Source organism: Leifsonia sp. Ger2509, from assembly GCF_055231915.1.
The window spans coordinates 2545047-2565473 of record NZ_JBUYVB010000003.1 but is presented as its reverse complement, the minus strand read 5'-3'; the positions used below and the strand labels follow the sequence as shown (position 1 = coordinate 2565473).

Sequence of the window (20427 nt, the reverse complement as noted above, 5' to 3'; positions counted from 1 at the left end):
ACCATGACAAGTCAAGCGACCCTCGTCGGGTCGTGCTGGAGGTGGACGGGCGGTGAGCTAGTCCCTGGCGTCGCGAGGTTCGGGAAGGGGGAGCGCGACGATGGTCGCGGCTTCCGCCCCCGTCATCCCGAACATTCGCAGCACGTGGTACGTCATCGTGTCGGTCACGCTCGCAACGTCCAACTCGGGCGTAGCGGCCAGCAGCTGGAGGACGCCCACGAGCGCGCCGGCAGCGCAGGCCAGGCCGACCTGGGGGTCGCTGACCTCGAAGCGCCCCGCTGCTGCGGCGTTGCGGATGTCCCGAAGGGCCCGCGGAGCCATGCCGACCTTCGAGTTCAGCAGGCGCCCCGTCGCGTTCATCATCACCTGGGCCATTGTGGGGTGGGTCGCGACCAGCCTGCCCGACAGACGCAGGCTCATCGCGAACACAACCGCGGGATCCGCTTCGTCAGTGAGGAGTTCGTCGAGCCACGCCGCATGCTCCTCGAATGTTGCGTCTATCGCCGCGTCGAACAGTTCAGCCTTCGTGCTGAAGTGGTTGTAGAACGACCCGAAGCCGACATCCGCGGCATCCGTGATCTCCTGGATGCTGGCGTCAGTGCTCCCTTCGGCCGCGAACAGGGTCTTGGCCGCTTCGATCAACGCTCCGCGCGTGCGGGCCTTCTGTCGGGCGGGCCGTGATGTGCGGGGTGCGGGAGCGTCCATGATGTTGCGATCGTACCGGCTGGGCGAATCGCCCAGCCCCAGGAGTGCAGAGTGCACAGGGATGAGTGGAGGGCACCGACAGAGCGCACGATGACCCGGAAACCGATCCACGGGATGGTTGATGAGTCGCGGAAATCCGCACGAATCAACACAAACAATCCAAGTGATCTGGAGGTCACACGTGTCAGAAAACACCGTCATCGCAGTTTCGTTCGCCGACCCGAACAACGCATACCTCGCGCTCAGTGAGCTGAAGGGCGCAGGCCTCGAAGGGCGAGTCGAGGTGCTCGCCGCGAGCATCGTCACCCGCGACCGGCAGGGCCGGCTCTACGCACCCGAAGGAGACGACACCGTCGCCGGCGCCCCGACAGTGGGCGGCAGCCTGGTCGGTCTCATGATCGGCGTCATCGGCGGCCCGATCGGGATGCTCTTCGGGTGGACCGGAGGCCTGCTCGTCGGAGGCGCCTTCGACATCCACCGTGCCGACGACACCGACAGCGTGCTCGGCGAGATCAGCCGCTACATCCCCGCAGGCGGCACCGCCATCGTCGCGGAACTCGACGAGTACGCGACCGAGGTCGTGGACGTGCTGATGGCAGCTCTGGGCGGGACCGTTTACCGGCAGTCCGCCGACGTCGTTCGCGAAGAGCTCAAGGCTGCACAGGAGGTGTACCGCAAGGCGCGCAAGGAAGCCAACCAGGCAGCGCGGGACCTGCGGAGGGCCGAGCGGCACGAGAAGGCCGAGGAGCACAAGGCGGCCATCAAGGAGAAGCTCGCCATCCACTGAGTCGCCAGGTAGATCGGGGCAACGGCCAACGCTTCGGCGGGCGTCGTTGCCCCGATCGCCGTGACTGGCGGAACGCGGGACCTATGACCCTGTCCCAGCGTTCCGGGCCGACCCATGCTGGTCGTGTGGCGCTCCACGCGCCGACGTACCGAAGGGGACAGCGATGAACATCCGACCGCTCGCTCTCCGGCTGACCGCCGTGGCGGCCGTCGCCGGATTCCTGATGCTGACCCTCGGGGGTGCGACCGGCTCTCCGCCGGCCCAGACCGCGGGCGGAACAGGGCCGCACTTCTACAGCGGTGTCACCGTCGACGTCTCTGGACCGGTCGACGGCGACGTGTACGCCGCTGGACAGAACGTGACCGTCAGCGGCGATGTCACCGGCGACGTGATCGCTGCGGCGCAGACCATCACCATCAGCGGGCACGTCGACGGCGATGTCCGGCTCGCCGGCCAGGATGTCACGATCACCGGCGACGTCGCGCGCAGCGGCACGATCTTCGCGTCCAACCTGGTCGTCGACGGTCAAGGCACTGTCGGGAACGACATCGTCGCGACGGCCAGCACGATCCGCATCGCGGGCGGTGTCGGCAGAGACCTGTTCGTCAATGCGACCTCCCTCACGATCGACGGGACGGTCGGCGGCGACGTGACCTACTCCAGCGGCCAGACCGCGCACATCGCAGACGGGGCGGTGAGCGGCACTGTCAAGCACGTCCAGCCCCAGCAGCCGTCGCAGGTCGAGATCTCGCCCTGGGCCGCGATCCTGGGTTGGTTCCTGGGCCTGCTGTACGCACTGGTCGCTCTCAGCCTGATCACGGTCGCAGCGGGGCTGCTCGTCCCGCGCGTGCTGAACCGCGTCACCGACCAACTGCTGCCGTCGCCGTGGCGTGCACTGCTGGTCGGGTTCGTGGCCGCACTCGTCGTGCCGTTCGGGCTACTCTTCCTGCTCGTGACGATCGTCGGCGCTCCCCTCGCACTCGCCGGCCTGCTGGTGTCGATCGTGCTGACGCTCGCGACCTTCGTGTTCGGCGCCCACTACCTCGGGCGGCTCGTCCTCCGCGGCCAACACCACCCGGTGCTGCAGTCGTTCGTGGGAGGGCTCATCCTGATCGTTGGCCTGGAGATCCCCGTGCTCAACATCCTGGTGTGGCTTGCGATGATCTTCTTCGGCCTCGGCGCCGAGCTCCTGGAAGTGCGGCGGCATCGGCCGTGGCGCGTCGGAGCAGGTCAGGAGTCGGCACGACCAGCGCCTGAGACGCAACCGGTTCTCGCGAACGAACCGCCACGGCCACCGATGTGAGAGATATCGGCCAATGTGCCGCCGAGCGCACTTGCGCTTTCGGTTAGCGACGACTAACTTAAGTTCTCAGTTAGTAATCATTAACCAAAATCTGTCGCGCACCGCGAAAACCGATTCAGCGAGGAATCATGCACACTTTCGATCTCACCGATGAGGAGCGCGAGCTCGCCGGACTTGTGCGTGAATTCGCCGACGAGGTCGTCGCGCCGCAGGCGTACGAGGCCGACCGCACCCACACCCTTCCGCTCGACATCGTCGCGCAGATGGGCGACCTCGGCCTGTTCGGCCTGCCGTTCCCCGAGGAGTACGGCGGCCAGGGCGGCGACTACTTCGCACTCGGCCTGGCCATCGAGGCGCTCGGCCGCGTCGACCAGTCCCTCGCCATCACGCTCGAAGCGGGCGTGAGCCTGGGCGCAATGCCCGTCTTCCGGTTCGGAACGGAAGAGCAGAAGCATGAGCTGCTGCCCGACCTGCTCTCTGCGAAGGCCCTCGCCGGCTTCGGCCTCACCGAGCCCGAAGCGGGATCGGATGCGGGCGCCACCCGCACGACCGCGCGACTCGACGGTGACGAGTGGGTCGTCAACGGCACCAAGCAGTTCATCACGAACTCGGGAACCGGCATCACGCGGTTCGTCACGGTGACGGCAGTCACCGGAGAGCGTGACGGCCGCAAAGAGATCTCCACGATCATCGTCCCGAACGGCACGCCCGGCTTCACCGTCGAGGCCGCCTACGACAAGGTCGGCTGGCACGCCTCCGACACCCACCCGCTGACGTTCGCCGACGCACGCGTGCCCGAGGCGAACCTGCTCGGCGAGCGCGGGCGGGGCTTCGCGAACTTCCTGCATATCCTCGACGAAGGACGCATCGCGATCGCGGCGCTGTCGACGGGCTCGGCCGAGGGCTGCCTCGAAGCCGCGATCGACTACGCGAAGAAGCGCACCGTCTTCGGCGAGGCGCTGTCGACCAAGCAGAATGTGCAGTTCACGATCGCCCGGATGCAGGCCCGCGTGCACAACGCGCGCCTCGCCTGGCACTTCGCTGCGCGCCTGCGGGATGCGGGCAAGCCCTTCAAGACGGAGGCGGCGATCGCGAAGGTCACCGCGAGCGACGCCGCGATGGACAACGCCCGCGACGCCACCCAGATCTTCGGCGGAAACGGGTTCATGAACGAGTACCCGGTCGCGCGGCACTATCGCGACTCGAAGATCCTCGAGATCGGCGAAGGCACCACCGAGGTGCAGATGCTCGTCATCGCCCGTTCGCTCGGGCTGGGCTGACGCGACCGGCGCCCCACCGACGCCCGCCGCCAGGATTCACCGCCGGGGCGGAGCCGCGCTCTCCCGGAGGACGATCGGCGGACGCTCCGACGAGTACTTGCGAACCTGGCGTCCCTCGATGAGGCCTTCGAGCAGGCCGTAGGCGCGTGCGCCGAGGCCGGCGAAGTCCTGGTCGACCGTCGTGAGGGGCGGCGTCCACATCCGGGCGAGGGGATGGTCGTCGAACCCGACGACGCTGACGTCCCCCGGCACCGACTTGCCGGCCTCATAAAGGCCGCGGATGACGCCCATCGCGATCTCGTCGTTTCCGCAGAAGACCGCGGTGACGGACGGATCCCCGGCGATCGCGCGCCCGAGCATCCGGCCGGATTCCGGTTCCCACGAAGCGTCGAGGATGTCGGGGACGACCGCTGAGCGCGCGACGAGGGCACGCCGCCATCCGGTCGTGCGTCCATCCTCTTTTCGTGACGGGGGCACCCGGACGTGGTGCACGGTCTTGTGGCCGAGCGAGAGCAGGTATTCGACGAGCTCCTGTGCGGCATCGGCCTCGTTGAGCACGGCCTGGGGAACACCCGTCTCGCGGATGCCCGACACCGACACAGTCGGGATGGACTTGGGAATCCGGTGCAGCACCGCGACACCGGGCGGATCGAACTTGAGCACCACGACGCCCGCGATCGGCTGGTCGAGCACGAGCGCGACCGCCCGGTCGACCGTCTCGTCATCGGCCGACTCGAGGACGGTGATCGAGACCATGTAGCCGGCCGCCCGCGCGCTCTCTTCGACACCGCGGATCGTCTCGGCGTAGCCGTACTGCGAGGTGTTGCCCGCGAGCACGGCGATGAGCTTGGGTTGGCGCGCAACGAGGGCGCGTGCCGCCGCCGACGGGCGGAACTCGAGGGCCTCGATCGCGTCGAGCACGCGCTTGCGCTTCTCGTCCGAGACGTGCGCGGCCCCGGTGAGCACGCGCGACACGGTCGGAACGGACACTCCCGCTGCGCGCGCGACATCGCCGATGACGGGGGGTTTGCGCGCGTTGTTCGGCATCGGCCTCAGCATATCGACGGGCCGCGGCTCACCGCTCACTTGACCGCGCCGCTGGTGATGCCGGAAATGATCTTGCGCTGCATCACCGTGAAGGTGATGAGCAGCGGCAGGCTCATCAGGATGATGTAGGCGAAGATCAAGTGCCAGTTCTGCAGGTAGAGCCCTGAGCTCGCGACCTGGTACAGGTTCAGCGGAAGGGTGTCGAGGCGTCCGCCGATCACGAACAGCGCATAGAAGACGTCGTTCCAGATGTAGAGGCAGATCAGGATGGTGGCGGTCGCGAGCGTCGGTCCCAGCAGCGGCAGGATGACGCGGAAGAACGTCTTCAGCGGACCCGCACCGTCGACGCGGGCCGCCTCTTCGAGTTCGACCGGGATGGTCCGAACGAAGCCGGTGACGAAGAAGATCACCGTCGAGAGATACATCCCCATGTAGACGCCGATCATGCCGACCGCCGTTCCCGCGAGCCCCAGCTGACGCAGCAGCAGCACGATGGTGACCACGGCAGGCGGCAGCACGATCCCGCTGATCGCGAGGGCGTAGACGAAGGCGATCGGCTTGCTGCGGCGGCGGCCGAGGATCCACGCCGCCATCGAGCCGAGGAGCAGCACTCCGAAGACCGACGGCACCATGATCAGCAGGCTGCCGAAGAACGCGGCGACCATGCGGCCCTGATCGATCACGGTGGCGAAGTTCTGCCAGAGGTGCCAGGTCGTCGGCAGGTTGAGGCTGGGGTTGAGCGCTTCGGCCTGGTCCTTTCCCGCGGTGACGACGACCAGCCAGAACGGCACACCGAGCAGGAAGACGACGAGGAGGATCGCGACGACCGGCTGGATGAACCGGCTGGCACCGCGCCTCCGTCGCGTCCGGGTGCGCGTGCGGGCCGGGGTCCGGGTGATGGAGGTCACAGGACTTCCTCTCTCTTGCGCAGGATGCGGATGACCGGGAACGCCAGGATCGTCACCATCAGGAACAGTGCGAGACTCATCGTCGTGGCCTGGGCGAAAAGCCCCTGGCCGAATGTTCGGAAGATGAAGATGTTGAGCAGTTCGGTCGTGCCACCCGGGCCGCCGGCGGTGGTGGCTTGCACGATGTCGAAGCCGTTCATCGAGCCGAGCAGCGCGGTCGCCACGTTGAACGTCACGGCCGGCGCGAGCAACGGGAAGCGGATGGTGCGGAACGTTGTCCACCAGCCCGCCCCGTCGAGGCGCGCGGCCTCGAGGATGTCCTCGTTGATGGTCTTGAGGCCCGCAAGGTAGATGAGCATCGACAGCCCCATCCACTTCCAGGCGTGGATGAGGGCGACGACCACGATCGTCCAGGTCGTGCTGCCGAGCCACGCGGTCGTGATGTGCTGCCCGGTGAAGAAGCTCAGGATCTGGTTGAGGCCGCCCTCGGGCTTCAGGAGCGCCTGGAAGATGTAGCCGACGGCGAGGGCCGACATGACCACGGGGACGAAGAAGGCGACCCGGGCGAACCGGTTGATCGCGGTGTCGCGTTCGAGCACGAGCGCGAGCCCGAGCCCGAAGACGTTCTGGAAGAAGGCGACGAGGATCGCGTAGACGAGCGTGATCCGCAGGTCGGCCAGCAGCGCGCCGTTGGAGAACAGCGAGATGAAGTTGTCGAACCCGACGAAGCTGATGGAGCTGTGGAAGCTCGACCAGTTCGTGAAGGCGTAGATGAAGTTGAAGATGGTCGGCACGAAGAAGAACACCACGAGGATGACGAGGGCCGGGACCAGGAACCATGCTGGGTGATCCTGGCGCCGCCGCCGCTTGTCACGGGGTGCGGCAGGTGCAGGAGCGGGAGGTGCCGCCCGCTGGGTCAGTTGAGCTGTCATCCGGGTACTGCCTTTCTGTGCCGTGGTGGGCGGCAGTGCATCCCGCCGCCCACCACGTGCGGGCTAGAAGCCCGCGACTCCCTGTGCCTTGGCCAGCTGGGCGAACTGGTCCTGGGTCGTCTGCGCGACCTGGACCGTCGTCTTGGTGCCCTGGATCATGTCGGCCAGGTTGAGGTACAGGTCGGGGTTGGCGACAGCGAGGGCCTGCATCGATCCGACAGAGTCGCTGATCGATGCCGCGACATCCTTCAGCGCCTGGGGGACATCCGACGGGGTGTCGACGCCCTTGATCAGCGAGACGGTCGACTGGTCCTTCACGAACGCCGGGTAGCCGTCACCGAGCCAGTAGCTGAGGAACTGGCGAGCCGCCGCTTCCTTCTTGCTGTCGCCGGTCTTGAACGCGACGAGCGCGTTGGACTGGTCGGGGATGAAGGTGCCCACGTTGCCGGTCGGCGAGATGGGGAAGAACCCGATCTTCTTGTCGAGGTCGGCGGTGTTCGAGGTCGCCTGCAGTTCGCCGAAGAACGAGTTCACCTGCATCACCATGGCGGTCTTGCCGTTCAGGAGCGCATTGCCCTGGTCGACGAAGGTGGCCGTCTTGATGTCGGAGTTGAACAGGCCGTCCTTGATCAGCTTCTGGTAGGTGTCGATCGCTCCCTGGATGCTCGGGTCGGTGAACTTCTCCTTGTTGGTGTTGACCCTGTCCCAGAGGCCGCCCTTGGCCGCGTCGGCGAGTTGCGCCTGGACCCACCACTGGGTCGCCCACTTGTCGCCTCCCATCTCGTAGAACGGGTCGACGCCCTTCGCCTTCAGCTGCTGCGCAAGCGTGATGAAGTCGGCCCAGTTCTTCGGGGTCTCGGTGATCCCGTTGGCCGCGAACACGTCCTTGTTGTAGTACACGCCGATGACGGCCGGCGTGGTGACCAGGGCCGCGTAGCGGGTCTTGTCGAGGAGCCCGGTGATGTCGGCCAGGTTGCCGTTGTAATTCTTCACCCAGGGCGCGCCGTCGAGCGACTGCAGGTTCTCTTTCGCGTTCAGTGCGGTGAGTTCGGATGCGGTGGGCTGCCAGAAGGCGAGGTCCGGCTTGTCACCGGTCGCGACCTTCGTCTGCACGCCCTGCTCGTACGGGTCGGGGATGGTGACGACCTTGACGGTCGCGCCGGTCAGCTGCTCGAAGCCCGAGATGACGCTCGTGGGGGTCTTGTTCGAGTTCTGGGCGGCCCAGATGGTCAGGTTGACACCGTCGAGTTTGGTGTCCTGGGCGGGCCAGGTGACCGCGCCGCTCGCGTCCGAGCCGGATCCGAGGTCGCTGCATCCGCTGAGGATGAGCGCTGCGGCCGCCGCGATGACGGCCGCGCCTTTCCAAGCGATCTTCATTGAACTGCTCCTTGGGGTGACGTAGCGAGGTAGACGCTACTGGGTTCTTGTTGCAGGGGATGAATCGGCTGTCACCGGATTGACGGCCTCGAGACGGAAGACGCGCGCACCGACCTGTCCGGTTGGGTTGTGTACGCGCAGTTCTCCGGTTTCCGGGTCCTGCCGAGTGGTCCACTCGGGCAGGCTGGTCGGAAAGACGGTGGAGGAGCTGAGCTCCTGTCGGCCGGTCGGGCCGAGGTCGAGGATGGTGGTGTGGTCCTGGGGCGACCGGTTCCAGACGGTGATGAGGGTCGTGGTCGGCGTACGGAGTCCGAGCGCCGTCCAGGCGGCGTCCCAGGCGGGGATGCCGAGAGGCCAGAACGGGGTCGACTCCGTCAGGTCGGTCGCGAGTGCCTTGGCGGCTGCGACCGCTTCGGCCACCAGCTTTCGCTGATCGTCGGTCATGCGGTTCAGGTACCCCGACAGGTAGAAGCGGCCGAGAAGCCCGGTGCTCAGGCAGAACGCGATCTCTTCGTCTGTCATGTCGGGCTGCGGATAGGCCCAGCTGGCTGCCTGCTCCGGCAGCATCGACGCCGGGGCCGCGGCGGCGATCGGCGGGTATTTCAGGAAGTCCTGCTGGTCGGAGGTGGACTGCATCTGCATGTGCGCGAGCATCCCGAAGTCGGCGCGCATCGCCCCGGACCCGCAGTTCTCGAACACGAGCGCTGGGTGGCGGTCGAGTACTCCGTCGACCCAGGCGAGGTGGGCGCGGTTGTGCTCGAGCAGGCCGTCGCCGACGCTGTCGGCGGCGCGGTCGGTGCCGGCGCCGGGGTCGATGTTGTAGTCGAGCTTGAAGAACCCGACCCCGAAGTCACGCACGAGACGGTCGACGACCTCGTCGAGATGGGCGCGGGCCGCCGGGTGCCGCAGGTCGAGATGGAAGCGGTCGTGTTCGACGACGCGATGTCCGTTTCGCTGCAGGAAGGCATCATCCGGAAGCAGGTTCGCAACCGGACTGTTGACGCCGACGACCTCGGGTTCGAGCCAGAGCCCGGGAACCATGCCGGCCGCCTGGATGCGGTCGGTTACCTCGGCGAGTCCGCCGGGGAAGCGCGTCGTGGACGGCTTCCACTCGCCGACCGTGTCCCACCATTCGCCACTGTCGTCGTACCAGCCGGCGTCGATGCAGAAGATCTCGGCGCCGACCTCGGCGGCTGCGTCGATCAGCGGAAGCAGCTTCTCCGTGGTCGGGTCGCCGCCCACGGTGTTCATGTAGTCGTTGAAGACGACGCTCATCCGTCTGTTGTCCGGGTGGTCGCGACGTACGGTGCGGCGGTAGCGGGTCAGCTCGCCGACGGCTTCGGTGAAGTCGGATGCGAGAGCGACCGTGACGGGAACCGTCTCGAAATCCTCACCCGGCTCGAGCACGCGCACCCACTGGTGGTCGGTGTCGGTCGGGCCGGACAGCGCGACGTAGCCGCTGTCGGTGTCCTCGCCGATCTCCCAGCGCCAGGGTCCGTTGTGCTCGATCTGCCACGCCCACGCCGCGCCGAGGTGCTCGGAGGTGAGGGCCGCGATCGGCAGGTGCTTACCCGTCGACCAGGTGCCGGTCGAGACCACCGAGAACTCGCCGCGAGGGTTGTGGTTGGTCAGGTGCTGCTCGAGCCGCGGAAAACGGACGCCGTTCAGCGACTCGCGGATCCACCGGCCTTCGCCGAGCCAGTCGCTCAGAGCGTGGTGGACGGTCCACTGCCGGATGTCGCTGTCGCCGTTGCCTCCGAGATAAGCGGAGAACGACGGGACGGAGCGCAGGACCACGGCCTGATCGCCACGGTTGCCCACGGTGACGGTCGAGTGCAGTGCGGCGATGCCGTCGAGCAGCGTGAAGGTGATCGTCGCGACGAGACCGGTCGATTCGTGGGAGATCGTGAGGGCGAGGCAGCGGGAGCCGTCTCGGGCGTCCTCGCGGTGGGAGTGGTAGCGGGCTTCGTGGCCGATCGCAGTGTGCACGAGGCGGTCGTTGGCGAGCGCGTGGCCGTGGCCGACCGTGAGGATGTCGATCAGCGGCAGGCCCGCCGGCATCGTCAGGGCCTGGTCGCCCGCAGCGATCGAGGCGATCCGGGGAGCTGCGTCGGACGACCACTCGACGACGATCGACAACACCTCGTTGCCCCAGTGCAGACGATCGCTCATCGATTCCTCTTCTTCGCGGAAGACCCTTCGACGCTTGTCGGATGGGTCTGTGATAACGGTTTCAAGAACCATAGCAACAAATTCCTGAAACCGCTATCACGATTCTCACATCGGCGCAGTTTCTGGCCGGCGCGAGGGGAGGCGGACTAGCTCGAGAGCGCGTCGGCGATGGCCTTGCCGCCACCGTGGGCGGTGAGCCCGCCATCCACCGGGATCTCGGCACCGCTGATGAAGCTCGACGCGTCGTCCAGGAGGAACGCGACCAGCGGCGCGACATCGTCGACCGTGCCGACGCGTCCCAACGGCGTCGCCGCGATGTTCGCGGAACGGAACGCCTCGGAGGCGCTCGCCGTCATCGGCGTCTCGATGTAGCCGGGGTTGATCAGGTTCACCCGGATGCCCGCAGGGCCGAGTTCCATCGAGGCGGTCTTCGTGACCCCGCGCAGCGCCCACTTGCTCGCGCAGTAGGCCACCGCGTAGTGGGCGGTCACGCCGGCGGCGGAACCGACGTTCACGATCGAGCCGCCGCCGGTCATCAGGGGCGCCAGGTGCCGGATCCCGAGCGTCGCCCCGGAAACGTTGATCGCGAAGACCCGGGCGAGGTCAGCGGCCTCGATGTCGCGGAGCCGCGCGCGCCAGGTCACTCCCGCGTTGTTGACCAGCCCGTCCAGACGACCGTGGTCCTCCGCGATGCGGGTCGCGAGCCTGCGCCAGTCGGCATCCTCCGACACGTCCAGCCGGTGCCACTCCACGTCGCCGGCCGCCGGCTCGGCCCAGGCGATGTCGGCGGCGATGACCGTGGCGCCGGAGGCGGCGAGCAACGCGGCTTCGGCCGCACCCTGCCCCTGCGCGGCCCCGGTGACCACGATGACTTTGCCCACAAGATTCATATCGACAGCCCCTATCCCGGCAGAACCGCGGACCAGCCCCCGTCGACCATGAGGTTGGCACCCGTGACGTAGGAGGCGTCGTCGCTCGCCAGGAAAAGCGCGCACGTGGCGACCTCGTCGGGCTGGCCGATCCGTCCGAGGGGGATGGCCGTCTCGATCGTACGCATCGGATGGTCGTCGGCCAGCAGGTCGCCCTCCGTCGCCGGGGTACGGATCATTCCCGGGCTGACGCAGTTGACCCGGATCCCGAAGGGCGCTCCCTCGGCGGCGAGCTGTTTCGTCATCGCCACGACTCCGCCCTTGCTCGCGGTGTGCGCGATCCGGGTGTTGGTCATCGAACCGGAGACGCCGGCGGTCGAACCGACGAGCACCACGCAACCGGCCGACGCCTGAAGGTGAGGCCAGGCGTGCATCACCGGAAGGAAGACGAGGTCGAGCTCGTGGCGCAGCACCCAGGACCACTCCGCCGCGGTCGTCTTCTCTACGGGTGCGAACTTCGTCGCGCCGGCGTTCGCATACAGCACGTCGATCCGCCCGTGCTCGGCGACGATGCCGGCGATCCAGGCCGCGACCGCGGCGTCGTCGGTGAGGTCGAGCGGATGCGTGCTCTGCATCGTGCATCCGGCGCGTTCGACCTGCACGACGGTTTCGATGCTCCCTTCCGCATCGAGGTCGCATCCGATCACCGTCGCGCCCTCCCGCGCGAACAGCAGCGCGGCCGCACGCCCCTGGCCGCCGGCCGTCCCGGTGATGACCCCGACCTTGCCCTGCAGCCGGCCACCACGCGCCGCGCTGGAGCTGGTCACGATCCCTGGAACGTCTCGCCCACCCAGTCGGCGATGATCCCCGCGACGTAGGGCATGTTGTCGATGGAGATGTGTTCGGTCCCACCCTCGGGATCGTCGAAGATCCGCAGTTCGCGCTTCGGGCTGTTCACGGCCTGCTCGTAGGTGTCGTGGGCGTAGCGGACCGGGATCTGCCGGTCCCCGGCGCCGTGGGTGATGAGCAGGGGAACCGTGATCTGCTCGGCGACGCCGTTGAGGTGCATCCGGCTGGTCTTCTCGATGAACTCGTCCATGCTGGTGACGCCCCAGACCCAGAACACGTGATCCCAGTAGTGAGGCACAGGGTTCTCGCCTTCGCGGTTGCGTCGCGCCTCCTGCACGGCCGCCCAGTCATGATTCGCGCCCCACGCGACCGCGAGTTTCAGTCGCTTCTCGAAGGCCGCCGCACGGGGCGCGTAGTAGCCGCCGAGCGACCAGCCCACGATGCCGAGCCGATCGGGGTCGGCATCGAGTTCGGTCGCGTGCTCTTCGACCCAGTCCACGATGGCCGCCGCCCACACCTCGGTGTCGTAGCGCGCGGTCAGCCCGCGCAGCCGCAGCGCTTCGCCCGATCCCGGGGTGTCGACCATCAGGGTCGAGATGCCCCGCTCGGCGAGCATGGCCGGGAAGCCGGAGTAGTACATCATCTCCTTGGTCGAGTCGAGGCCGTTCCACTGGATCACGACGGGATGCGGACCATCGCCGGGTGCGCGGTAGAAGTATCCGGGCAGCGACGAGTCCTCGTAGGGGATCTCCACCGTAGTGAGGGGGATGCGGCTCAGCTCGACATGCTTGAGCAGCAGGTCGATCGACTTCTGGTACGCCGCATTGCGTCCTTCCCACTTCGGGGACTGCAGCCGCTCCGACTGGGAGGTGTAGAGCGAGGCACGGTAGAAGGTCTCCCCGGCGCCGACCCGACGGCCCGCGGCTTCGTCCGCCTCGGCCTTGGCGACGAGCCGGTCGGCGACGGCCGCCCAGGCTGCGTACAACTCAGCGGTGCCCGCGTCGTCGCCGTTCTGCGACGCCAGCAGGACCGGCTTGCACGCCCGGTCGACTTCGTCGATGTAACCGCCGTTGTTGAGGGTCGCGACGACCGCGAGGCTCCACACGTAGTTGGTCGGGAAGTACATGAACATCGGCTGTCTCTCTTCTACTCTTCTGATCCGCGGGTCCGACCGCGCGTGCGCACCCGCGCCGCTGGCAGGTCGGGTGCCGCAACGGGGGTGCCGACCGTGCCGACCAGGTCCCCGATGCCTTCGACGACCATCCGCACCACGTCGCCTTCCACGAGCGGCGGCGGAATCAGCTCGCCCCTGCGCCCCCACAGTTCGGCGAGGCATCCGCCGTTGCCGGTCGTGCCGGAGCCGAGCACGTCGCCGGGCACGACGCGCGAGTTCCGTGACGCGTAGGCGACGAGTTCGGGAAACGGCCAGCCCATGTTCGACACGAGGTCGTGTCCGATGAGCTCGTCATTGACGAAGACCTCGGCTCGGATGGCCAGGAAGCCGTCGCCGTCGACGAACGGCGCGAGCTCATCCGCCGTCACGATCCACGGACCGAGGCTGGTGCCGAAATCCTTGCCTTTGGCGGGCCCGAGCCGCACCTTCATCTCGCGCGACTGCAGGTCTCGTGCCGACCAGTCGTTCATGATCGTGTAGCCGAAGATCACGGATTCCGCCTGGGCCGCGGTCAGATTCGCCTGGCCGACACCTTGTGCCTGCCCGATGACCACGGCCACTTCGAGTTCGAAGTCGAGACGCTGGGTGACCGGAGGGCTCACCTGCTCGTTCGTGGCGAGCACGGTGTGGGGGTTGGTGAAGTAGAACGTCGGTGCCTGATACCACTCGGGGACGACCTCGCTTTTGCCGTCGACCGACGCACTGACGCCCTCGACGTGCTCTTCGAAGGCGACGAAGTCGCGGATGGCGGCGGGCACCAGCGGCGAGAGCAGCTGCACGTCGCCGAGGTCGGTCCCGGCCGCATCCTCGACCTCGGTGAAGATCCGGTGCGTCTCGTCCAACCCCCGCGCGAGCACGTCCGCGACGGTCAGTCCGCCGGGGAACGGCACCACGCGGTCGCCGATGACGAAGCCCTCGGAGGCCTCGCCGCCGGCCTCCCAGCGAGCGATCCTCATGCGGGCTCCGCCATCCGGTGGGCGATCCCGAAGATGAGTCCCGCCGCGTCGGCCTGGTGGTCGTGGTCGATCTGCCACTGCCCGAGCTGGACGGATGCGTCCACCACGGCCTCGGCGCGCGGCACCCTGCGGGCGTGGAACTCATCCCACACCGACGCGTCGAGCGAGCCGGCCGCGATGAGCAACTCGGTGAGCACCAGGGCGTCCTCGAGCGCCTGCGCCGCACCCTGCGCGATGGTCGGAGGGCAGCTGTGGGCGGCATCGCCGATGATGACCGTGCGGCCGCGGTTCCAGGGAGCGGACACCACATGCTGAGTGAACCACGTGTAGTTGACGTGGGCCCCCGCCTCGAGGTCGGCGCGGATCGCGTTCCACGGTCCGCCGTACGCCCTCGACTCCTCGAGCATGATCGCGACGGCCTGCTCGTCGCTGACCCCGGAGCGGTCCTGCGCGGGCTCGACCAGGTAGGCGTACATCGTGTCGTCGCCGGTCGGGGTGTACCCCGCGATGTAGACCGGTCCGCCGTAGTAGAGCTCGCTGCGCTCGACCTCCGCGGGACGGGAGACGAACGCCCGCCAGATGCCCATCCCCGTCGGCTGCGGTCTGGTCTCGATTCCGATCAGTTCGCGCACGGCCGAGTTGAGCCCATCCGCGCCGACCAGCAGGTCGAAGGTGCCGGCGGACGCACCGTCGACGTCGACGGCGACACCATCCGCGGTCTCGGTGACCGCCATGACCCGTGTGCCGAAGTGCACTGTCGCACCCGCCGCCTCCGCGTGCTCGAGCAGGATGCGCGCGAGGTCCGGCCGGTACATCCCTCCGGCCGCCGGGAAGTCCTCCCCACCCGACTTCACCTCGGGCAGTTCGGCGATCACGGGGGCGTCCGGCCCGGGGGCGCGAAGCGTCAGGCCCTCGAAGAAGTAGCCCGCGGCGCGCACGTCGTCCCAGACGCCGAGGGCACCGAAAGCGCGCAGGGCATTGCCCTGCAAGGTGATGCCGGAGCCGAGGGCGCTGAGCTCCGGCTTCGATTCGAACACGTCGACCTCGACGCCGACCCTGGCGAGTTGGATGGCGGTGGCCAGACCCGCGACGCCACTCCCGGCGATCGCGACCTTCTTCACGGCGGTCATGTAAGAACCTCTCTGTTCTGACGGGTACTCGATTTCGCGTAAGCAGTTGCAGGTTAGAGCACGGCGATGGGGTTGATCGGCGAACCGACAGCGTAGGTGATCGGCAGCGGGGGCGCGGAGAGCAGGAACTCGTAGCGGCCGAGTCGCTCGCACGTGCTCGCGAGCAGGTCGAGGTCCCACATCTCGCCGATCGTGAGCCCCATGTTCGGGATGACGACCTGGTGCAGCGGCTGGAACGCGGGAACGTCGAACTCGTTCGGGCGCACCTCGAAGCCCCAGGTGTCGGTGGCGATCGCCGCGATCTCGGTGTCGTGCAGCCAGCCGGCGGTCGTCAGGGACAGCCCCGGAGCGGCGCCGCCGGCGTAGTCCCCCCAGCCGTTCCGGCGAGCGCGCGACAGCTGTCCGGTGCGCACGAGAACGATGTCGCCGGTGCCGACCGCGCTCGTCGGTCCCTGCGCCTCGACGCAGGAGCGCAGGTCCGCCGCCGTGATCGCGTAGCCGTCGGGCAGCTCACCGGTCTCCGGAGACAGGTGCCGCCCGACATCGAGCAGAACGCCGCGCGAGACGACGACCGACGCCGCGTGCTCGATGCCGGTCACCAGGTCGCCCTCGCTCGTCACGACGTCGCCCGCGCGACGCCCGTTCCAGGCGTAGCCGTGGTCGAAGATGTGGCCGAGCCCGTCCCACTGCGTCGAGCACTGCAGCGGCATGGCGATCACGTCGTCTGCCCCGCCGAGACCGTGGGGGAAGCCCTGGTTGTCGCGCTCCGCGTCGGTGCCGGTGTCGAGCATCGTGTGCACCGGGTTGGTGCGGCGGCGCCAGCCTTTCTGCGGTCCGTTCATGTCGAACGACTGCGAAAGCGACACGGAGATCCCGTCGCGAACGAGGGCGGCTGCAGCAACGCGCTTCGCGTCGTCGATGAAGTTCAGCGTTCCCAGAACGTCGTCCTCACCCCACCGGCCCCAGTTGCGGTTGGCCTCGGCGCGCGAACGGATCTCCTCTTCCGGGTTCTTCCGGTCCAGGTCGGTCGGATCGTCGCTCGGCGCGGTCATCTCAGCCGCGACCCTGCACAGCGTACGGATTCAGCAGCGCGTCCTTGATCTCATCCGGTACGCCCTCCTCCGTCGCGCTCGGGCCATCTGCCGGCGGGAACGACTCGGTCATCGACATCGGCATCGCGCCGTTGCGGTAGAAGTTGTTCGACCCCTGCGACGGCTTCCAGGTGTTCGGCTCCCAGTCGGGCACGTAGTTGCGGTAGCCGCCGGTGTTGAGCTCGATGCGCAGGCTCGACGGCTCCCGGTAGTAGAGGAAGTTCTGCTCGCCGATGCCGTGGATAGACGGCCCGTATTCGATCGGGATGCCGTTCTCCATGAGCGTGTCCGCTGCGATGAGCAGCTCCTCGCGGGTGTCGACCCAGAACGCGTAGTGGTTGACACGTCCGGCCATCGTCGAGCCGTCGAGCACGACACCGAGGTCGTGCGACTTCTCGTTGGTGGTGAGCACGGAGAAGACCGAGATGGGCGCTTCGTCGAGCAGGGTGCGCGCCATGATGCGGAACCCGAGGACGTCGCGGTACCAGGTCACGAACGCGTCGACATCGCTGGTCGCGATGGTCACGTGGTCGAGCTGGCGCGGAGCCCCGGCGATCTTGCTGCGCTTCTCCGGTCGGTCGGGATAGATCGACGCGTCCTCCCCGGAGGACTGGTGCCGCGTGACATCCCAGTGCAGGGTCATGGAATGGCCCCAGGGACCGGTGAACCGGAAGGCGCGACCGATGTGGGGCACGTCGGCGAGCCATTCGCCGGTGATACCGGCCGCCGCGACGCGCCCGGCCGCCTCGTCCAGCGCTTCGGCGCTCGAGACCCGCCAGGCCATGGTCACCAGTGACGGCACGTCGCCTGGCGTCACGACGACGGAGTAGGCGTAGTAGTCGCCCCAGCACCGCAGGTACACCGAACCGTTGATCCGGTCCACGACAGTGAGCCCGACCTGTTCTTCGTAGAACTTCACGGATGCTTCGACATCCGGTGACGTGATCTCCACATACGAGAGGTGGGAGAGAAGCTTGATCATCCTCGATCCTTTCAAGATGGGCAGAATGCGAACCCGGTTTCCACTATCGGGGGGGCGCTGACATCAGGGAAGGCGCGATTCGCTATGCAGCGGATCACTCCGAGTGATTCCCTCGGTCGCAAACGACCGAACTTCGGCGTCTCTGGCGCGCAAGGTTCGCTGGTTGGCGCCCAAAGTCATCCTCCAGAAGCTCGAAAATCCCCGAAGTTATGTCAGAATCAGGCATGGCCAGGGATTTGGCGCTCCGTTTCGGCGCGCAGACCGATGAAGTGATCAGCCTCTTGCGGGTGGTCAACCTCGTGCGCACCGGGGAGGCCGACACGAGGCCGGAGATCGGCCGGCTGACCGGCCTCGGTCGCGGCGTGGTCGCGCAACGCGTCGAGGCAGCGATCGAGATGGGATTCCTCGAGGATGGCGAGTTCGGGCCGTCCTCGGGAGGCCGTGCACCGCGCACTCTCCGTTTTCGATCGGAGCAGGGCACGATCGTGATCTGCGCGCTCGGCGCGCTCCACATCCGCGTCGGGCTCGCCTCGCTCGACGGCGAGGTCTTCGCCGAGGCGCATCGCGAGTGGGACATCGGACGTGGCCCCGCTGCGACCATCGACACGGCGCTCGGCATGATCGATTCACTCCTGGCCGAGAACGCCGGCGACCGACCGGTGTGGGCCGTTTCGGTGGGCGTGCCGGGCCCGGTCGACTTCGAGACCGGCTCTCCGGTCGCGCCCCCGATCATGCCGGGCTGGAACGGCTTCGACGTCCGGCGCCGGTTCGAGCAGCGGTTCGAGGTTCCGGTCTGGGTCGACAACGACGTGAACCTCCTGGCCCTCACCGAGCGCAGTCATCGGCGCGATGACGCCGTCGACCTGATCTACTGCAAGGTCGGCAGCGGGATCGGTGCGGGCCTGGTCTCGCACGGTCGCATCCATCGCGGCGCCAACGGCGCGGCAGGCGACATCGGTCACGTCAGGGTCAGGGACTCTGAGGCTCCGTGCCGGTGCGGCAAGATCGGCTGCCTCGAGGCCGAGGCATCCGGCTGGGCGATCGTGCGGGATGCAACGCGTGCGCTCGAAGAGGGCGCGAACGGAATCCTCGCCGGCCTCGTCGCCAGCGGGCAGGAGATCACCCCGGAGGCCGTGTCGATCGCGGCCATCGACGGGGATGCGCTCGCCATCGCGCTCGTCCAGAGATCGGCCCGGCTGATCGGCGAGTCGATCGCCGCCCTCGTCAACATGTTCAACCCCGGCGTCATCGTGATCGGCGGAGCCGTCTCGGCAGCCGGCGAGATCTTCCTCGCCGAGGTCCGCCAGCGCGTCTACGAGCTCTCGCTGCCCCTCGCGACCCGCGATCTCGTGATCACGCGATCGATCGGCGACGAGCGGGAGCCCCTGCGCGGCGGAGCAGAGCTCGCGATCGAGGAGCTGTTCGAGGTCACGTTCCCGCGCTGGTTCGCATCGGGCCGCCCGACCATCGAGGGCGTCAAAGCACCCGCTTGAACTTCTTCCGGTTTTGAACCTAAGCGTGTAGCTTACGTTCATAAGCCGACACGAAGGAGTGCCCGTGGCACTGCCGATCCTGCGCGACGACGCGTTGACCACGACCGAGAGCGGGTTCGCTCTCCAGGTGTGCCTGACCTGGATCCGCTCGCTGCCGCTCTCGAGCCTGTCCGCGGTGACGCTGCGGGTCGACGGGGAGCCCTGCGAGGTCGACCCACCACCCGCTGACGGCTGGTGGTTCCTCCAGGATCGGCTCACCCTGCGCGGGCGAAGGATGCTCGCCCCGGGCTCACACGTCGTCTCGGTGTCGTTCCGGCTGCTCATCCCGTACCTCCAGTCCGGTTCCGATGCGCCCCTCACACTCGACTTCCATGACGAGCGGCGGCTGGAGATCGTCCGCGACGTTCCATGGACCCTTGCGGCGAGCGCGTTCAACTGGACTCCGGACGTCATCCGCGCCGAGCGCACCGCGACCGACATCGCGGTCGGAATCGTGACCTCCAGGGTGTCCTCCGTCGTCGAACTCGAGCCCGGCCAACTGTGGCGCTCGTTCCCCGAGACGTCGACCGCGGAGGCGACCGGACTGCGCTCACGCCTCGAGGCAGCCGGCGGCCGGGTCGGAATCGTGGGAACCAGCCTCGACGACTGGCTGAGCGCGACGCAGCGGCGAGACGACGATGAGCGGCTCGCGTACCTCCTCCCCCAGTTGCGGACGGCACACGACCTCGGCGCCGTCGGGGTCCGCCTGCCTATCGGCCAGGCCGGGCCCGCTCTCCTGAGCCGCCTGCAGCCCGTCCTCCATGAACTCGACCTCACGCTCTACGAGGAGTTGCAGGGCCAGCAGACCCCGGACTCAGAACCTGTCGCGCGCGCGGTCGACGACATCGCCGCCCTCGGCGACCCCCGTGTCCGGCTGCTCGTCGACACCAGCATGCTCATGCCGGCGCTGCCGACGACGTATCTCGCAGCGCTGGCGGCGAGCATCCCGGACGCGCTTCTCGCGCGGCTGGCGGATGCGTGGCTGGAGCCGGAGACGCTCGTGGCAGTGGTCACCCACCTACGCTCCGGAGCCGTGCAACCGGACGCGCACGCCCTGTACATGAACCTGCTCGTCCGTTTCGGCCGGTCGTCGACGGATGCCCTGCGGAGCATCCTCCCGCTCGTCGGCGCCTTCCACCTCAAGTTCTGGGACCTGGACGACACCGACGGGCGGGTGTCACAGCCCCTGCGCGACCTCGGCGCCCTGCTCCGCGGCTCGGACTTCGCCGGGACCCTCTGCAGCGAGTGGGGCGGCCACGAGTGGCTCGACGACGATCCGGCGAGCATGACCCGCCGGCATCTCGAGCTCGCCCGCGCCGCGCTCTAGGGACCC

18 protein-coding genes are annotated in these 20427 nt (G+C 67.9%); 5 read left to right on the top strand and 13 right to left on the bottom strand.

Annotated features, from left to right (window positions below):
• Window positions 1–57: 57 nt before the first annotated feature.
• Window positions 58–762 (bottom strand): TetR/AcrR family transcriptional regulator, encoded by a 705-nt coding sequence (locus tag ACV7NN_RS12670; protein WP_463349933.1) that lies wholly within the window; start codon window positions 760–762, stop codon window positions 58–60.
• A 124-nt stretch (window positions 763–886) separates the two neighbouring features.
• Between ACV7NN_RS12670 and ACV7NN_RS12665 the strand changes: the two genes are divergently transcribed.
• From ACV7NN_RS12665 to ACV7NN_RS12655, 3 genes are all read left to right on the top strand, one after another.
• Window positions 887–1492 carry a DUF1269 domain-containing protein gene (locus tag ACV7NN_RS12665; protein ID WP_463349932.1) on the top strand — a complete coding sequence of 202 codons (606 nt, stop codon included), beginning with the start codon at window positions 887–889 and terminating at the stop codon, window positions 1490–1492.
• 163 nt (window positions 1493–1655) lie between these two features.
• The gene (locus ACV7NN_RS12660; RefSeq protein WP_463349931.1) at window positions 1656–2795 is read left to right on the top strand and encodes a bactofilin family protein; all 1140 of its coding nucleotides are present in this window, start codon (window positions 1656–1658) and stop codon (window positions 2793–2795) included.
• A 128-nt stretch (window positions 2796–2923) separates the two neighbouring features.
• Entirely contained in the window at window positions 2924–4075 is a 1152-nt protein-coding gene (locus ACV7NN_RS12655; RefSeq protein ID WP_463349930.1) for an acyl-CoA dehydrogenase family protein, read from the top strand.
• A gap of 36 nt (window positions 4076–4111) precedes the next feature.
• On the opposite strand, the gene ACV7NN_RS12650 is transcribed toward ACV7NN_RS12655, so the two are convergent.
• The 12 genes from ACV7NN_RS12650 to ACV7NN_RS12595 form a co-directional block, all read right to left on the bottom strand.
• On the bottom strand, window positions 4112–5122 hold the full coding sequence (locus ACV7NN_RS12650) for a LacI family DNA-binding transcriptional regulator (protein WP_463349929.1): 1011 nt from the start codon (window positions 5120–5122) through the stop codon (window positions 4112–4114).
• 35 nt (window positions 5123–5157) lie between these two features.
• Window positions 5158–6030: a carbohydrate ABC transporter permease gene (locus ACV7NN_RS12645; RefSeq protein WP_463349928.1), complete on the bottom strand. Its 873-nt coding sequence runs from the start codon at window positions 6028–6030 to the stop codon at window positions 5158–5160.
• Window positions 6027–6962 (bottom strand): carbohydrate ABC transporter permease, encoded by a 936-nt coding sequence (locus tag ACV7NN_RS12640; RefSeq protein ID WP_463349927.1) that lies wholly within the window; start codon window positions 6960–6962, stop codon window positions 6027–6029. The genes ACV7NN_RS12645 and ACV7NN_RS12640 overlap by 4 nt, the downstream gene beginning before the upstream one ends.
• A gap of 63 nt (window positions 6963–7025) precedes the next feature.
• Entirely contained in the window at window positions 7026–8339 is a 1314-nt protein-coding gene (locus ACV7NN_RS12635) for an ABC transporter substrate-binding protein (RefSeq protein ID WP_463349926.1), read from the bottom strand.
• 36 nt (window positions 8340–8375) lie between these two features.
• Entirely contained in the window at window positions 8376–10511 is a 2136-nt protein-coding gene (locus ACV7NN_RS12630) for a glycoside hydrolase family 36 protein (RefSeq protein ID WP_463349925.1), read from the bottom strand.
• Window positions 10512–10657: 146 nt separating this feature from the next.
• Window positions 10658–11401 (bottom strand): SDR family NAD(P)-dependent oxidoreductase, encoded by a 744-nt coding sequence (locus ACV7NN_RS12625; RefSeq protein WP_463349924.1) that lies wholly within the window; start codon window positions 11399–11401, stop codon window positions 10658–10660.
• A gap of 11 nt (window positions 11402–11412) precedes the next feature.
• Entirely contained in the window at window positions 11413–12207 is a 795-nt protein-coding gene (locus ACV7NN_RS12620) for an SDR family NAD(P)-dependent oxidoreductase (RefSeq protein WP_463349923.1), read from the bottom strand.
• Complete coding sequence (locus ACV7NN_RS12615) at window positions 12204–13361, bottom strand: alpha/beta hydrolase family protein (protein ID WP_463349922.1); 1158 nt, start codon at window positions 13359–13361, stop codon at window positions 12204–12206. Before ACV7NN_RS12615 ends, ACV7NN_RS12620 begins: the two co-directional genes overlap by 4 nt.
• 14 nt (window positions 13362–13375) lie before the next feature.
• Entirely contained in the window at window positions 13376–14359 is a 984-nt protein-coding gene (locus ACV7NN_RS12610; protein WP_463349921.1) for a fumarylacetoacetate hydrolase family protein, read from the bottom strand.
• Window positions 14356–15489 (bottom strand): FAD-dependent monooxygenase, encoded by a 1134-nt coding sequence (locus ACV7NN_RS12605; protein WP_463349920.1) that lies wholly within the window; start codon window positions 15487–15489, stop codon window positions 14356–14358. The genes ACV7NN_RS12610 and ACV7NN_RS12605 overlap by 4 nt, the downstream gene beginning before the upstream one ends.
• A gap of 53 nt (window positions 15490–15542) precedes the next feature.
• The gene (locus tag ACV7NN_RS12600; RefSeq protein ID WP_463349919.1) at window positions 15543–16541 is read right to left on the bottom strand and encodes a cyclase family protein; all 999 of its coding nucleotides are present in this window, start codon (window positions 16539–16541) and stop codon (window positions 15543–15545) included.
• 1 nt (window position 16542) lies between these two features.
• Entirely contained in the window at window positions 16543–17562 is a 1020-nt protein-coding gene (locus tag ACV7NN_RS12595) for a VOC family protein (RefSeq protein ID WP_463349918.1), read from the bottom strand.
• A 224-nt stretch (window positions 17563–17786) separates the two neighbouring features.
• Between ACV7NN_RS12595 and ACV7NN_RS12590 the strand changes: the two genes are divergently transcribed.
• Together ACV7NN_RS12590 and ACV7NN_RS12585 are read left to right on the top strand one after the other, a co-directional pair.
• Window positions 17787–19055 carry an ROK family protein gene (locus ACV7NN_RS12590; RefSeq protein WP_463349917.1) on the top strand — a complete coding sequence of 423 codons (1269 nt, stop codon included), beginning with the start codon at window positions 17787–17789 and terminating at the stop codon, window positions 19053–19055.
• Window positions 19056–19119: 64 nt separating this feature from the next.
• Window positions 19120–20421, top strand: coding sequence for a restriction endonuclease subunit R (locus ACV7NN_RS12585; RefSeq protein WP_463349916.1), 1302 nt, complete (start codon window positions 19120–19122; stop codon window positions 20419–20421).
• Window positions 20422–20427: the final 6 nt, after the last annotated feature.

What these genes read in the sequence shown, in the direction of transcription:
- ACV7NN_RS12615 (WP_463349922.1), bottom strand. Translation starts at nt 13,361, where the DNA reads ATGTTCATGTACTTCCCGACCAACTACGTGTGGAGCCTCGCGGTCGTC.
- ACV7NN_RS12650 (WP_463349929.1), bottom strand. Translation starts at nt 5,122, where the DNA reads ATGCCGAACAACGCGCGCAAACCCCCCGTCATCGGCGATGTCGCGCGC.
- ACV7NN_RS12640 (WP_463349927.1), bottom strand. Translation starts at nt 6,962, where the DNA reads ATGACAGCTCAACTGACCCAGCGGGCGGCACCTCCCGCTCCTGCACCT.
- ACV7NN_RS12610 (WP_463349921.1), bottom strand. Translation starts at nt 14,359, where the DNA reads ATGAGGATCGCTCGCTGGGAGGCCGGCGGCGAGGCCTCCGAGGGCTTC.
- ACV7NN_RS12605 (WP_463349920.1), bottom strand. Translation starts at nt 15,489, where the DNA reads ATGACCGCCGTGAAGAAGGTCGCGATCGCCGGGAGTGGCGTCGCGGGT.
- ACV7NN_RS12655 (WP_463349930.1), top strand. Translation starts at nt 2,924, where the DNA reads ATGCACACTTTCGATCTCACCGATGAGGAGCGCGAGCTCGCCGGACTT.
- ACV7NN_RS12635 (WP_463349926.1), bottom strand. Translation starts at nt 8,339, where the DNA reads ATGAAGATCGCTTGGAAAGGCGCGGCCGTCATCGCGGCGGCCGCAGCG.
- ACV7NN_RS12595 (WP_463349918.1), bottom strand. Translation starts at nt 17,562, where the DNA reads ATGATCAAGCTTCTCTCCCACCTCTCGTATGTGGAGATCACGTCACCG.
- ACV7NN_RS12660 (WP_463349931.1), top strand. Translation starts at nt 1,656, where the DNA reads ATGAACATCCGACCGCTCGCTCTCCGGCTGACCGCCGTGGCGGCCGTC.
- ACV7NN_RS12590 (WP_463349917.1), top strand. Translation starts at nt 17,787, where the DNA reads ATGGCCAGGGATTTGGCGCTCCGTTTCGGCGCGCAGACCGATGAAGTG.
- ACV7NN_RS12625 (WP_463349924.1), bottom strand. Translation starts at nt 11,401, where the DNA reads ATGAATCTTGTGGGCAAAGTCATCGTGGTCACCGGGGCCGCGCAGGGG.
- ACV7NN_RS12630 (WP_463349925.1), bottom strand. Translation starts at nt 10,511, where the DNA reads ATGAGCGATCGTCTGCACTGGGGCAACGAGGTGTTGTCGATCGTCGTC.
- ACV7NN_RS12600 (WP_463349919.1), bottom strand. Translation starts at nt 16,541, where the DNA reads ATGACCGCGCCGAGCGACGATCCGACCGACCTGGACCGGAAGAACCCG.